This window comes from Rossellomorea aquimaris, assembly GCF_020171925.1.
Lineage (GTDB): Bacteria > Bacillota > Bacilli > Bacillales > Bacillaceae_B > Rossellomorea > Rossellomorea aquimaris_F.
Genome location: NZ_JAIVAR010000009.1, coordinates 23,145 through 37,154 on the forward strand (window position 1 = coordinate 23,145; position 14,010 = coordinate 37,154).

The 14,010-nt window shown below is 45.8% G+C and carries 12 protein-coding genes and 1 riboswitch; of the genes, 9 read left to right on the forward strand and 3 right to left on the reverse strand.

Features of this window, described 5'->3' with window-relative positions:
* Window positions 1-33 precede the first annotated feature (33 nt).
* Entirely contained in the window at window positions 34-789 is a 756-nt protein-coding gene (locus tag LCM10_RS19005) for a (S)-benzoin forming benzil reductase (protein WP_224877925.1), read from the forward strand.
* Window positions 790-1,036: 247 nt separating this feature from the next.
* On the opposite strand, the gene LCM10_RS19010 is transcribed toward LCM10_RS19005, so the two are convergent.
* Window positions 1,037-1,807: a nucleotidyltransferase domain-containing protein gene (locus tag LCM10_RS19010; RefSeq protein ID WP_224878028.1), complete on the reverse strand. Its 771-nt coding sequence runs from the start codon at window positions 1,805-1,807 to the stop codon at window positions 1,037-1,039.
* A gap of 269 nt (window positions 1,808-2,076) precedes the next feature.
* On the opposite strand from LCM10_RS19010, the gene LCM10_RS19015 reads away from it, so the two are divergent.
* On the forward strand, window positions 2,077-4,581 hold the full coding sequence (locus LCM10_RS19015) for a cyanophycinase (RefSeq protein WP_224877927.1): 2,505 nt from the start codon (window positions 2,077-2,079) through the stop codon (window positions 4,579-4,581).
* A 100-nt stretch (window positions 4,582-4,681) separates the two neighbouring features.
* Here LCM10_RS19015 and LCM10_RS19020 read toward each other — a convergent pair whose 3' ends face one another.
* Window positions 4,682-5,998 carry a Na+/H+ antiporter NhaC family protein gene (locus LCM10_RS19020; RefSeq protein ID WP_224877929.1) on the reverse strand — a complete coding sequence of 439 codons (1,317 nt, stop codon included), beginning with the start codon at window positions 5,996-5,998 and terminating at the stop codon, window positions 4,682-4,684.
* Between the two features lie 178 nt (window positions 5,999-6,176).
* A riboswitch (SAM riboswitch) is annotated at window positions 6,177-6,281 on the reverse strand.
* 265 nt (window positions 6,282-6,546) lie between these two features.
* On the opposite strand from LCM10_RS19020, the gene LCM10_RS19025 reads away from it, so the two are divergent.
* On the forward strand, window positions 6,547-7,719 hold the full coding sequence (locus LCM10_RS19025) for an MFS transporter (RefSeq protein WP_224877931.1): 1,173 nt from the start codon (window positions 6,547-6,549) through the stop codon (window positions 7,717-7,719).
* A 240-nt stretch (window positions 7,720-7,959) separates the two neighbouring features.
* A complete protein-coding gene (locus tag LCM10_RS19030; protein WP_224877933.1) occupies window positions 7,960-8,232 on the forward strand; it encodes a DUF2187 family protein in 273 nt (90 codons plus the stop codon).
* 49 nt (window positions 8,233-8,281) lie between these two features.
* On the opposite strand, the gene LCM10_RS19035 is transcribed toward LCM10_RS19030, so the two are convergent.
* Complete coding sequence (locus LCM10_RS19035; protein WP_224877935.1) at window positions 8,282-8,545, reverse strand: YpbS family protein; 264 nt, start codon at window positions 8,543-8,545, stop codon at window positions 8,282-8,284.
* Between the two features lie 209 nt (window positions 8,546-8,754).
* Between LCM10_RS19035 and LCM10_RS19040 the strand changes: the two genes are divergently transcribed.
* From LCM10_RS19040 to LCM10_RS19060, 5 genes are all read left to right on the forward strand, one after another.
* Complete coding sequence (locus LCM10_RS19040) at window positions 8,755-9,861, forward strand: sensor histidine kinase (protein WP_224877937.1); 1,107 nt, start codon at window positions 8,755-8,757, stop codon at window positions 9,859-9,861.
* A complete protein-coding gene (locus LCM10_RS19045; RefSeq protein WP_224877938.1) occupies window positions 9,858-10,490 on the forward strand; it encodes a response regulator transcription factor in 633 nt (210 codons plus the stop codon). The genes LCM10_RS19040 and LCM10_RS19045 overlap by 4 nt, the downstream gene beginning before the upstream one ends.
* Window positions 10,491-10,645: 155 nt before the next feature.
* On the forward strand, window positions 10,646-11,578 hold the full coding sequence (locus LCM10_RS19050) for an ATP-binding cassette domain-containing protein (RefSeq protein ID WP_224877940.1): 933 nt from the start codon (window positions 10,646-10,648) through the stop codon (window positions 11,576-11,578).
* A gap of 12 nt (window positions 11,579-11,590) precedes the next feature.
* Window positions 11,591-12,859: an ABC transporter permease gene (locus LCM10_RS19055; protein WP_224877942.1), complete on the forward strand. Its 1,269-nt coding sequence runs from the start codon at window positions 11,591-11,593 to the stop codon at window positions 12,857-12,859.
* Window positions 12,856-13,965, forward strand: coding sequence for an ABC transporter permease (locus tag LCM10_RS19060; RefSeq protein ID WP_224877944.1), 1,110 nt, complete (start codon window positions 12,856-12,858; stop codon window positions 13,963-13,965). Before LCM10_RS19055 ends, LCM10_RS19060 begins: the two co-directional genes overlap by 4 nt.
* Window positions 13,966-14,010 lie beyond the last annotated feature (45 nt).

Consider the following 14,010-nt stretch of genomic DNA (forward strand, 5'->3'; position numbering starts at 1 on the left):
TATAATCAAACATATAAGAAAGGAGAGTGTCACATGGATTATGCCATTGTTACTGGAGCAACACGAGGATTAGGTGAGTCGATCGCCAAACTTTTTATCGGGAAAGGTGTTTCCCTCATTAACATTTCCCGTTCAGATAATGAACGATTGGAGGCATTATGTAAGGAAGCAGGACTCTCATATGAGTATGTCGGATGCGATCTATCCAACCCTTCAGAAACCGGGGAAGTCATGAAGAAAGTAGGAAGCAGCGTGTTCAATAGCGGTGCCGATCGCATTTTCCTTGTTCAAAATGCCGGTGTGGTCACACCGATCAACCCTTCCGGTGGAGTTGAAAACAGTGACCTTGAAAAGAGTGTGAATGTCAACCTCCTATCCCCCATGATAACAACGAATGAAATGCTGAAAGCGTCAGAGGGGTCTGATAGCGAGCTTATCATGGTCAATGTAAGTTCCGGGGCAGGAAGCAGGCCAGTTTACGGCTGGAGTGCGTATTGTTCAACCAAGGCCGGTCTCAATATGCTGACGGAAACGGTTCATCTCGAGCTATCGAAAAACGGAAGCCGGCATAAAGTCATCGCATTCAGTCCAGGGATCATGGATACGGATATGCAAGGGACAATCCGTTCCTCTTCTGAAAAGGCATTTGCCGATGTCGAAAACTTTAAGCGTTACAAGGAGCAAGGCATGTTAAGGGATACGGACACCGTAGCAGGCGTACTCGTGGACCTAGTGACCGACACGGATATTGAATCGGGTAAACTGTATCATGTGAATGACTTGTTATAATTCATAAGAGAAAGGCAGACCTCTTTTTGGTAAGTTGTTCGGTTTTGGAGTACAAAAAGCGAAAATGTACTATAAAATGAGCATAGTACGTTATTTAATGTTTGTACTCTTCATCCAAACCCGTTACTATTTCATAGGCTTCTTTTTGTATTGGTTTAAATTGTCTTGTGTAAAGGTATTGGATAACGTTTTGGCTGTTTGAGACGGGGACATTTTACTTATTATAATCCCTGTTTCAAATAGCCTGTTAGTAGTCGAAGGAAGTTCTGGAAGCAGCCAATGCCGTTAAAGCCTTCTCAATATAACGATATACTTCTTCTGCAATCCCCAGAAATTCTTCAACATCTACATTACTATCCAAGTAACACGCATGCAGATAGTCAACTAAAGCTGAATCAATCGTGCAATAATCTGATATGGCACTCTTCATCTTAGTAATGTCATCTTGCCAAACCCCTGTATCTTCTAAAACCAAAGAGTATAATGCACGAATTAATCTCTTTGAGTAACCTTTTATATATCTAGATTTCAGAGTGTCATCATTGGCATTAGATAGAAAACCGCGAACGCGATCCACTGCATCTTGAGTGTCTGAATTCAAGTCTAATATGAACTCTGGTGAAATAAGAATAGGCGGTACTTCTTCGCCAATATCAGTACCATGTATACAAACACAGATTATCTTGATCGAAAATCCCCATTCATTGGGCTTACTTCTTACATCATCCAGAGAACAAATAACCGTATCAATCTTAGTTACGAATCGATATTTTTGTAAAATCTGGTCCTTCAGACATGATACTCTATCATAATCGATATCTTCTGGTCTTTCGCATACGATTGTAAAATCTGCATCAGACTTAAATGGCTTAGCAGTACCTTTCGGAATTGAGCCACACATATAAATACTGTGAATCTTCCCATTGAACTCTGAAAGCAAGCTAGCTGTATACTCCTCTACAAAAGCCTTGTACTCACCCTGAATATTGATCTTCTTTATAACCTTCTCCAAAACCACATCTGGTCTTCTTTTATCTTCTAAAATCATTTTATCTCCCCCTGTTCAAAAGTATATCATTTTATAAAATTTTCTCTTATTGCTGTTTTCACTATCCGTTACATTTTAGAGGCTGCCTTTTTTAATGGTTGAACTGGATTTTATCTTACCCACCAATAGAAACCAATTAACAAGAGCAACGATTGATAAGATTGATTATTCAGTGAATTTAGGGTTGGCATGAAAATTGCTAGTAAAAGGATGAATCCAGAATGGGGAGGAGAAAAAAGATGAGAGTCCTTTTAGTACTATTTAGTTTCATGCTGGCTGTTGGGAGTATGGGGGGGATCCATACATATGCTGGAGAAGGAAATCACCAAATCAAGGGGAACCTTGTCATTGTCGGAGGGGCACTGGGAAGCAGTAATAGGGATGTTTATAAAGAATTCATCAAACTGGCGGGAGGTAAGAAGCAAGCGAAAATCGGCATCATCCCGGCTGCATCGGGTTCTTTGAAGTCATCAAACCAGTTCAAGCAGGATTTGATCCGTTATGGGGTCAGCGAATCCGCGATTGAAATCCTACCAATTTCATCACATGATTTCAGTGGGACTGAACTCAATGAGAATCAATGGAAAGGGAATGTGAACAAAAAATCCGTCGCAGAGAACATCAAGGGTCTCACAGGCATCTGGTTTGTCGGCGGTGACCAGCTCAGGATCACAGATGCTTTGTTGAAGGGAAATGGCGAGAGGACTCGGGCTCTTGAAGCGATTTGGGAGATTTACAAGAATGGCGCAGTACTCGGAGGGACAAGTGCCGGCGCAGCCATCATGAGTGAAGTCATGATTACCGTTGGGGATAGTCTGGGTGGCCTGCGTCAGGAATTCACGGACCGTGACGATGCTGATCCTTCAATGGAATATGCACCGGTCTATATCGAACAGGGTCTTGGTTTCTTTCAAGGAGGAATCGTGGATCAGCACTTCAATGAGCGTTCGCGATTGGGACGATTATCAGCTGCTGCTTTCAACTATGGCGTCGAAGGAGAGCTAGCATACGGGATAGATGAAGATACGGCCATGGTCGTGAATAATATGGAACAGGAAGTCAGGATCCTTGGCAGGAGCGGAGTTGCAGTCGTGGATGTTCAAGGTGCAACTCTTTCAGGGGGGGAAATGAAAAATGTAGATGTCAGCTATTTAACGCCTGGTGATACGCTGAATTTCCTGACAAAGGATATCAAGGTCTCAACAGACAAGCTTGAAACGAAAGGATATGAGTACTATGATTTCAATCCTTTACCGGCAACCGGTGTCCTGACATCTTATGGAACACTGCAACATTATCTATCCTATTCATTGGTTGATAACAGCAGGGCCGACCGGGTTCAAAGTTATCTGTATGATGATGAGGGAAGCGGGTTCAGGCTATCATTCTACAAAGCACAAGATACGAACGGATATTGGGGCTATCAGGATGGACAAAAGGATTCCTATTCATTTGTTCATGTAAAGATGGATGCAACACCCGTCAATCTCTCCTTTGAAGAAGACCGTTCTTTATCCGGTGAATACAAGGATTCGGCATTCACTTATCATAAGCAATCGTTCAATAAAGAGACAAAAGGTAGTCTTGTCATCGTCGGGGGAGCTTTGGGAAGCAGCAATGAAGAGGTATATCATGCCTTCATTGAAAGGGCAGGGGAAGAAGGAAAGATCGGAATCATCCCTGCTGCCAGTTCAAGTCTGAAGTCTTCCCATGCGTTTAAATCGGATTTGATGTCCTATGGTGTCAACGAGGGGAATATTTCGATTCTCCCACTGGCCAATCGTGACTATAAGGATTCCGATGAAGACGAATCTCAATGGTTGCAGAATAAGAATGATGATGGGTTCGCGGATGAACTATTGGAGTACGATGCGATTTGGTTTGTGGGTGGTGACCAAACGAGGATTACGGACACCCTCCTCAATGAAGATGGAACGAGGTCCAAGGCACTTGAAAGTATATGGAAGATTTACGAAAGAGGGGCTGTACTGGGCGGTACGAGTGCCGGGGCGGCCATCATGAGTGACGTCATGCTGGCAGGTGGCGGCAGCCATGATGCACTCCTTAAAGGATTTACAGAAGAATATGACAGCATGACCCAGCAAGAGGGCGGAGCCCTATACTTGCAACAAGGGCTGGGGTTCTTCCCTTATGGCATCATCGACCAGCATTTCGATAAGAAGGCAAGGGTCGGAAGGCTCATCACTACGGCAGCGGCCCATGGTAAAGCAGGGGAATATTCATATGGGATCGATGAAGATACCGCGTTGATTTTCGATAATGCGACGGACTCCCTCACCATCAAGGGGAAAGGTGGGGTATCGATTGTGGATCTTTCAGATTCTGAGCAGGTTGAAGATGCACCAAGTGAGTATAGGGATATAAAACTATCATGGCTCACGTCGGGTGATTCTCTCAACCTGGAAACAAATGAATTCAATATAAGCGACCATAAAGTTCCGACCACCGGAGCTGAATACTACGAGTATGAAGCCCTTCCTCATTCTGGAGTCCTCACGCCGCATGGTTCTTTTGGTCACTTTATCTCTTACAGTCTGGTCGACAATGCACTTGAAGACAGTGTAAAGAGCTACAGCTTCAATGAAGGGAAGGGCTTTGAGCTGACCTTCAGGAAAGGAAATGAAACGAACGGATACTGGGGATATAAGGATGGGAATAAAGATGACTATTCATTTACGGATGTTGAAATGGATATCATTCCGGTCAGTGTTCAAGAACAGTGATGATAGGGGAAACGAACGAGTCCCTTTAACCGGATAATGAGCGACTCGCTCATTTAAAGACAAAAAGAAAGAGCCAGACCTTGGTCTGGCTCTTTCAAATTTATGAACGGATAGTTCCAGGCTCGGCTGCGTTTGACCGAGTGAATTTCGGCAATGCGAAGCGGATGGCAAGTAATCCACAAATGGCTGTCAAAATCGGGTAGAACGCATATGGAATGATGCTCAGTGGCGAAATCCCTGCCGTTTCTGCCACTAACAATGCCTGTGCTCCATAAGGGATGATCCCTTGTACGGAGCAAGAAAAGATATCCAGGATGCTGGCAGATTTACGGGCATCCACTCCGTAGTTTTCTCCGATTTCCTTCGCAAGTGGACCTGCTATGATAATCGAAATGGTGTTATTGGCCGTGCATAGGTTCGTCGACCCTACAAGACCGGCAGTCGCAAGCTGTGCTCCTTTAGGGGAGCGGATCTTGCGGGTAGCGAGATGGAGCAGTGCCTGTATCCCGCCGTTGTAACGGATCAGTTCGACGACTCCCCCAATCAGGACGGTCAGGATCACGATTTCGGCCATGCCGGTCATTCCGTCTGCAATGCTGCCGAAATAACTGGAAGGTGTGAAGCTTCCATCGGCAAACCCGATGATGCCTGAGAGCACGATGCCCCCGAATAACACAACGAACACATTCAATCCGGCAAGTGCCCCGATGATGACGCCGAGATAAGGGAGGATTTTCACCCAATTGAATGCCTCCGCATCAACGGTTGATTGGTTACCCGCCGTGATGAAGTATAAGATCACCATCGTCACAATGGCCGCCGGTAGAACAATGAAGAAATTCACTTTAAACTTATCTTTCATTTCGGTTTTCTGTGTTCGGACAGCTGCAATCGTCGTATCGGAAATGAATGAGAGATTGTCACCGAACATTGCGCCGCCGATGACGGTGGCCATGGCAATCGGCATCCCGATGTCCGTTCCGGAACTGATGCCGACCCCGATTGGAGCAAGTGCAGCGATTGTCCCCATTGACGTCCCCATTGATAATGAAACGAATGCTGCAATGATGAACAAACCGACAATAATAAGGTTTTCCGGCAGTACGGAAAGGGCGAGATTCACAGTCGAATCAACGGCACCCATTTTTTCAGCGACGCCTGAGAACGCCCCTGCCATCAGGAAGATGAACACCATGATCATAATGTCGGGATGTCCTGCCCCTTTGGCGAAACGCTCCACTTTGGCATTCAGCGATTCCTTACGGTTCATGAGCAGTGCAACGACTGCTGCGATGATGATGGAAACGAGTACAGGGAATGAGTAAAAGTCACCTGAGATGATTCCCGCACCGAGAAAGAGAGAAACGAATATGAGTAATGGCAATAAAGCCAGTAGGTTTCCTTTTTCGTTAAGCATTTGAACAACTCCTTTGAACATTGAGTATTGATGATGAAGTAGAATGGGATCACAAGACCGACAAGGCAGAACAATCCGTCCATGGAGCTGTTCGAACCCTCAGAAAAGAGTCCTGCCTCGTTGGATAAAAATAAAAACCTCTTCCGGATAAGAAGAGGTTTCCATAAAAGAAACACTCTTCTTATCTTTCAAGCTTTACGCTTGCTGGATGTGGCACAGCACTCGGGAAGAGTCCGCTGCCGAGACATCATAGGGCCAGTCCCTCCGTCTCTCTGGATAAGAAGAATCTTTATTCATTTGTGAAATTATACTTACATACTTTAAGGCGTTTATGTAAAAAAGTCAATCCGTGAAGGGTTCATTTTCTCAAATTCAGTAAACAGTGAGAAATGATGAATGTTAAATGAATGCGTGTACATATCTGATGTGATGCGTTTTTTCATCGGTTATTGCAGTTGGAGGCTATCCATAAAAAGGAATATTCATTTACATTCCATTTAAATCGAGCTAGTATTATAGGGATAAAAAAACATCTGGGGGATACGGCAGTGGAGAAAACAATACGCAATCAAATTTTTACTTTACAAGGATTTTATCTTCTTACCTTCTTCGGGGTGGGGAGCCTATATCCACTATTGAGCGTCTATTTGAGTGAGAGCGTCGGTTTGAATGGCTATCAGATCGGGACCATCATGTCGGTCGGTCCGATCATGATGATCTTCTTTCAACCGATCTGGGGGATGGTGAGTGATGCGACCAATCGTCCAACCCAGGTTCTGGCCTTTACGTCATTCGTGGCAGGATTGTTCGCGCTCGGTTATCTGGTGACCGATTTTTATTATGGAATCCTGCTGATCGCCATCATGGTGGCAGTCTTCCAAAGTGCCATCATACCGGTGTCTGATAGTATCAGCCTGAAATATACAAGCAAGGTCCGCTACAATTACGGTAATATCCGTTTGTTTGGTTCACTGGGCTTCGGGGTGGCCGTCTATGTCATGGGTAAGCTGTCTGAAGGCTTCATCGGACCGAAGATCATCTTCTATGCATTCTTCATCTGTCTGTTAATGTCGGCATTGCTTGCATTCCGTTTTCCAAAGGAACGTGCAGTGGCGAAGCTTGATATAAAAGCGGGAATGAAGGAACTTTTCACACATAAGAAATTCTTGATCTTCTTAGCCGTCACGTTCATGGTATTCGGACCGAACCTCGCCAATAATACGTACTTTGGATTATTTGTGGAGGGCTCTGGAGGGACATACGCGGGAATCGGACTTGCTTTCCTGATTGCGGTTTTATCAGAGGTTCCTTTCATGAGGGTTGCGGGAAGCTGGATCGACCGATTTGGATTGTTGACTGTGGCTGCTTTGGCAGGAGCCGCTTCCATGCTACGCTGGCTGTTCTATTTTACCGAACCGAGCCTGTGGCTTGTGTATAGCTCCGCTGTCATGCAAGGACTTGCAATCGGCCTCTTCGTCCCGGCCGGACTACGTTATATAAGGGAGATCACTCCGTCCCATATCACGGCAACGGCTGTGACCATCTACTCAGCCATCGGAAATGGCCTCGGGAATTGGTTCAGCACCTTCGTCGGCGGCTTCATCCTCGAGACATTTTCAATATACGCAGTCTATCTATTCTTCTCCGTTCTATCATTCATTGGGATCCTCCTCTGTCTGGTATTGATGAAAGAAGAGAAGAAGCAGGCTTTAGCCTATTAGACTTAGAGACGCTTTCGGAAAATCCGAGGGCGTCTTTTTTTTGCAGTAAAGATGGTTTCGTTTTATAAAAAGAATTTTGGTAGGTTTCAAAATTTTCAAAAGGTGGTACAAGGAGAAATAACGATAGATTAAACGTATTTATAAATTGAATCAGGTGTTTCTTCTGTAAATCTCACGGGGTGTAGACCGAAATAATACACACCCTACATAAAACACTATTTGACAAAGGGGACCTAACTCATGAATAACAACTTCTTGTACTCAAAGGACTATGCCAATCTCGGTGATACGATTGAATTCAAACGGAAGAAGCAAATCATAAACGGAGTGGTCACTTCATTAAGGGAAAACACCGTCATTGTTAAGATGGATAAGGATGTTGCCAAATTGCTCGATCTTCCAGATGATCAAACAGTCGTGGCCCATAAGAATTATGTCATCATCGAACGTGCAGAAAACGAAGGGCAGCCGGTATTCGTCTATGACGGCTGGAACAGTGCGCTGAAAGCATAATGAAACAGAAAAGGCTGACCTCCACAAAAGAGGTCAGCCTTCTTTATGATTATTGTTGATTCAGTTTCCCTACATACTCTTCGACCATTTCCCTGGTCACGATCTTCCTTTGCGGTACAACTCCTTGACGTGCAAGCGAGTTGATTCTTTCTGTGGCTTCATTGATCCGGTCGGTCGTAAACGGCTTGCCTTCCTGACACAGCTTCACGGCTTCCTCGATTGCACGTTCGCGTTCATGATCCAATCTCATGAAATCCTGCACAAGCTGATTTTGTTTAGCAGAATGCTTTGTGATGTCTTTATGTACACTCATGTCTTCATTCCTCTCAGTCCGTAATGTTCTGTCCTTATTATGCTTTTTTATCGTTGAAATGGCAATGCTCCTTTTCGCAGACTCCTTGAGTCGATGAAGAAAGTATATCTCCTTCCCCCTCGGGAATAATACTAAAATATGCCAATATTGATATTGACTTACATCAACGATTTTAGTAGTTTCAAAGTAAGTGAGGGAAAGGACGGATCATGGTGAATGAAGCATTCATACGAACACTCTTCTTAAGTATCCTTTGGGGTACATATATTTACATAGCTTCGATTGATGCACATGCAGTCATCATCCTCTTCATCCTGTGTGCCATTTCGTTTGCCCTCTTCTTTATCGCTCCCGTCACCGGAAAGCCGGTTTTCATCTATATGTGTCAGCCTTTGCTCCTCTTCATGACGACGTACTTCGTATCGGCTCCGTCCCTTTCATGGATGATTATAGGGTATTTTCTTTTCGATGCAAGTATCCATCTACATCCCTCTGGATTTAGGCTTTTTCTGTACAGTGTCATGACGGTCCTCGTGGCAGAAGCACTGCTTTACTGGGGCTATGATGTCATGGCGGCCCTGCCCTTCATGCTCATGCTGATGGTTTTGACGTTAAAGTTCAATGAGCTGATTGCAGACAGGGAAGGACAAAGACATCTCTATGATCAGCTGCTAGGGGAATATCGGAAGTTGAAGAGAGTCCTTTACGTGACAGAGCGGCATTCGAAAGCGGAGGAACGGACAAGGATTGCGCGGGACATCCACGATTCGGTGGGACATAAACTGACGGCCCTTATGATGAAAATCGAAATCCTATCCATCCAGCACGGCCGTCATCTTTTCGAAGAGCTGAAGGAACTGGCTGCGGATAGTCTGGAGGATACACGGGAAGCGGTGAAGGCGCTGAAGGAAGGGGAGGTTGAAGGGATCCAATCTGTCATCCAGCTCATCAGGAAATTGGAGTCCGAAAGCGGCATCATGGTGGAACTGACGACCCAGCATGGCGTACTGTCCACCCGTCTGTCGAATAAGCAGGCGATCGCTGTTTATAGAAGTATCCAGGAAGGCATCACAAATGCCATGAAGCATAGTTCCATAAGGGAAGTGAAGGTCATGCTGGGTAAAACGGCGCTCGGTCATTTTCAATTTGTCATTACGAATAAAATCGATCAAGATCGGCAATTTCAGCTCGGATTCGGATTGACAAATATGAAGGAACGGATAGAAGAGCTTGGTGGGAGACTCGAGGTCCACCAGACCGATAAAGAATTTATCCTGAGAGGCGCATTTCCAGTGAAGGAGGGGATCACCGCATGAAGAAAATCTTGTTGGTGGAGGATCAGGGGATCGTCCGTCAGGGACTGAAGATGATGATTGAACAAGATCAGACATTGAAGGTGGTGGCAGAAGCCGAAAATGGCCATGATGCCATCAAACAGATGGAGAGATTTCTAGTCGACCTTATCATCATGGACATCCGGATGCCGGAGATGAACGGTCTGGAGGCGACCAGGATCATTAAAGGTCAATGGCCCGATGTAAAGATCCTCATCCTGACGACATTCAATGATGACGAATATGCTTTGCAGGCGTTAAAGGAAGGTGCGAACGGTTTTTTACTGAAAACATCACAAGCGGAGAAGCTGATTCATTCTGTACATAGCTGTTTAAATGGTGGAATGACCATTCAGGATGAAGTAGCGGCGAAAGTCGTTCCCAAGCTGCTGTCCCATCAAATGGACCGTCAGCAAATCCCTCCCCTGACCCCCAGGGAATTATCGATCACTCAATTGGTCGGGAAGGGAAGGACGAATAAGGAGATTGCAGGGGAACTGCATTTATCGGTGGGCACGGTCAAAAACCATCTGACGCAAATCCTGCAGAAACTGGAGCTTCGCGACCGGACGCAGTTGGCCATCTACGCAGTGAAGAATAGCATCGCCTGACTGACCTTCACCGTAAGGTCAGCTTTTTTATGTGATAGGTTTAATTAGTGACGGAGGTCATACAGGAATCTACTAAAGTCGTGACAGAGGTAAGTGTGAAGGAGAAGGGTTCAGACAGTAGAATGGAATTATAGAAAATAAAGGAGTTGGGGCCGATGTTGGAAGTGGTCAGCTTGTCGAAGGATTTTAAGAAACATAAAGCAGTGGAAGGGGTGAACATCTTCCTGGAGAAAGGGGAAACCGTCGGACTGCTTGGACCGAATGGCGCAGGGAAGTCGACGATCATATCGATGATTTCCTCCTTGATTTCACCTTCTGAAGGGGATGTCAGGCTTCACAATGACAGCATTCTGAAGCACCCTCAGATGCTCAGGAAAGTGCTTGGGGTCGTCCCCCAGGAAATCGCTTTATACAATGACTTGACGGCGAGGGAGAATCTGGAGTTCTTCGGGAAGATCCACCGTTTGAGAGGGAAAGCATTGAAGGATAAAATAGCGGATATCCTCGATCAAATCGGCCTCAAGGAGCGGCAGAATGATGTCGTGAAGACGTTCTCCGGCGGTATGAAACGACGCCTGAACATTGGCGTGGCACTGCTACATGATCCCGAGATCCTCATCATGGATGAACCTACCGTGGGAATCGACCCCCAATCCCGGAATTATATACTCGAGCAGGTGAAACGGTTGAATCGTGAGAAGAACATGACAATCCTCTATACAAGTCACTACATGGAAGAGGTCGAATTTCTTTGCGACCGTATTTACATCATGGATAAAGGCCATATCATCGCGTCCGGGACCAAAGATGAAATCAAGAGTATCCTTTCAGCGGAATCCACCATCCTGATCAAGCTTGAAAGAAGTTCGGACGCCTTTGTTGATCGTTTAAAAGAGATTGCCTATCTGAAGACGGTCACGTCGCAGGATAAAGAGGTCACGGTCGTCGTACCGAAAGAAGTACACCCATTCAATCAAATCTTCCAGATTGCAGATGAAACGGGAGCCACCATCGTGACGATCGATCGCAAAACAGCAACCCTTGAAGATGTGTTCCTTCATCTGACAGGAAGAGCGCTGAGAGATTAGGAGGGAGTCACAATGATTATACAATTCATAAAGAAACAGCTCCTCTTGATGATCAGGAACCCTCAGATTCTCTTGATTTTACTCGGGATGCCGCTCATATTGATCACCATTCTGGGCTTTGCCCTTGGTGGGGTGATGAACGGGGAGGAAGTTCGTTTAAAGGCGAAAATCGCCATCGTGGAAAAGGGGGACAGCGGGGAGGAACTGAGCCTTTTTTTAAAGGAGCTTGAGGCCTCCGGACTTCCCAAAGAGTCGAAGGCCGCCATCGCAGAAGCAGCTGAAAGACTACTTCCGAGCGAATTGTTAAGGGATCAGGTACTGGAGAATCAGGAACTGAAGAAGTACCTTTCCGTCCAAGAAATCGAGCCAGGTTCCCTTGAAAAAGTGAAGAAAGACGACTCGTATTCGGCCATCATTGAAATTCCGGAAGGTTTCACCGAACAGGTACTATCTTCCATTTTTTTAGATGAAGGGAAAAGGACGGAGCTGAGGCTTTATCGCAATGAAGGGGAAGAGCTTGCCTCCAATCTTGTACGGGACCTTCTCACAGGCTTTCAAGAGCAATATTCGCTTGGTTCGGTCATGGGCCGTTCCAATGGGGCGAATTTCCCCATCAGTGCCATCAGCCAGGAGGTGAAGGGTGGTATTTCTCATGTAGAAGAACGGACACCCCTTACGTCGACTACCTATTATGCAGTGGGGATGAGTGTCATGTTCGTTTTATACATCGCCTCCAATATGGGATCTTTTGCGTATCGGGAAAAAGAGGATCATGTATTTGACCGCATGGTTCTGGCGGATGTGTCCATCTGGAAATATTTCATCGCGATCCTATTGACGACGATCATACTTGCCTTGCTTCAGCTTGGCATTCTGTTCGGGATCTGTGCGCTCTTCTACGGTGTCACCTGGCCGGATCTGACGTCCTTCCTCATTGTGACGCTTGCCCTTTGCTTGGCGGTCGGAAGCATCGGTGCCCTGCTCACGTCCTTGAACTACCGGGCACACTCGGAAGCATTCTCGAACATTTTTTCGACTGTCATCATCACGGTCTTTGCCTTTATCGGAGGCAGCTTCGGGGGGATGTTCTCCTCCGATTTTATTCAGGAAATCGGGAGTCTGACGCCGAACGGGGCGGGGATGCAGGCGTACTTTAAAATCTTCCAGGGCTATCCCTTATCCAGTATCACCACTGAACTATGGAGTCTGGCCATATTCAGCGTAATCGCCCTTGTCATCGCGGCCGTGTTATTTCCTAAGAAAGGTGGGGGTGCGATATGAAAGGGATCCTCTTTGCGAAATTGAAACTATTTCTGCGTAAGCCATGGCTCTTTGTCATCATGACAGGTGTTTGTGTGATGTTTGCTTTTTTTACAAGCCAGGGAGAAGTGAATAAAATCCCGATTCCATATAGCGTAGTGGGCGACTCTGAGGAGATGGATCGAATTGTGGATGAGCTGAAGGGAGCCGAGGCTTTCCAATTCCAAGAAATGACTGAGGAGCAATTGAAGGAATACGTAAGTGAAGGGGAGAGACAAAGCGGACTGATCCTGATGCCTGATGATTTTCGCATCATGATCTCCTCGAATACCGGAACAACATCGTTATTGCAGCAAGTAGTGGGCAAAGCTTACAGTGATATGAAGTATAAAAAGGCAGTTGAGGAAGCAGCCCTTAGTGAAGGGATTCCGTCAGCGGAAGTTTCAGGATGGTTCCATGAAGCGGAAACTGCGCCGGTCTTCTCCATCAAGGAGGCATCATTCAAAGGAGATGATACATTCGTATATGACCCTAAGCTGCAATCGCTTTTCGGATTCTCTCTCTTCTTTGTAATCTATACGATTGCATTTAATGTATCGACGATCCTTAACGAAAAGAATGAAGGAGTCTGGGACCGCATCATCCTCTCGCCGACCAGGAAATGGGAGATGTATGCAGGAAACCTTGTTCATAGTTTCATCCTTGGATACGTCCAGCTTGCCCTGATTTTCTTTGTCTTCCGGTACATTACCGATGTCAATTTCTACGGAAACTTCACGACCGTGTTGTTGCTGCTAGTACCATATGTATTCACCATTGTGTCGCTTTCGATGCTAATCACCGGAATTGTTAAAAAGGTCCAGCATTTCAGCGCTGTCATCCCGATTGTCGCCGTAAGCATGGCAATGATCGGGGGTGCTTTCTGGCCGCTTGAAATCGTTAAATCGCCAATATTATTAGGCATATCAAAGGTCGTGCCAATCACCTATGGGATGGAAGCATTGAAAGGAGCCACCATCAACGGTTGGGGAACGGAGCAATTGATGCTCCCGGTATCCGTCTTGATCCTGATGGGCGTCCTCATGATGGGAATCGGCATCAATTTCATGGAAAGGCGTCATGTGTAATATCCAGATGTACATGAAAACAATACTAAAAAAACCCGAACTAAT

Bases quoted from the DNA above. Each gene is read 5' to 3' on its own strand.
- LCM10_RS19005 (WP_224877925.1), top strand. From the start codon at position 34: ATGGATTATGCCATTGTTACTGGAGCAACACGAGGATTAGGTGAGTCG.
- LCM10_RS19045 (WP_224877938.1), top strand. From the start codon at position 9,858: ATGAAGAAAATCTTGTTGGTGGAGGATCAGGGGATCGTCCGTCAGGGA.
- LCM10_RS19015 (WP_224877927.1), top strand. From the start codon at position 2,077: ATGAGAGTCCTTTTAGTACTATTTAGTTTCATGCTGGCTGTTGGGAGT.
- LCM10_RS19040 (WP_224877937.1), top strand. From the start codon at position 8,755: ATGGTGAATGAAGCATTCATACGAACACTCTTCTTAAGTATCCTTTGG.
- LCM10_RS19060 (WP_224877944.1), top strand. From the start codon at position 12,856: ATGAAAGGGATCCTCTTTGCGAAATTGAAACTATTTCTGCGTAAGCCA.
- LCM10_RS19035 (WP_224877935.1), bottom strand. From the start codon at position 8,545: ATGAGTGTACATAAAGACATCACAAAGCATTCTGCTAAACAAAATCAG.
- LCM10_RS19020 (WP_224877929.1), bottom strand. From the start codon at position 5,998: ATGCTTAACGAAAAAGGAAACCTACTGGCTTTATTGCCATTACTCATA.
- LCM10_RS19055 (WP_224877942.1), top strand. From the start codon at position 11,591: ATGATTATACAATTCATAAAGAAACAGCTCCTCTTGATGATCAGGAAC.
- LCM10_RS19030 (WP_224877933.1), top strand. From the start codon at position 7,960: ATGAATAACAACTTCTTGTACTCAAAGGACTATGCCAATCTCGGTGAT.
- LCM10_RS19050 (WP_224877940.1), top strand. From the start codon at position 10,646: ATGTTGGAAGTGGTCAGCTTGTCGAAGGATTTTAAGAAACATAAAGCA.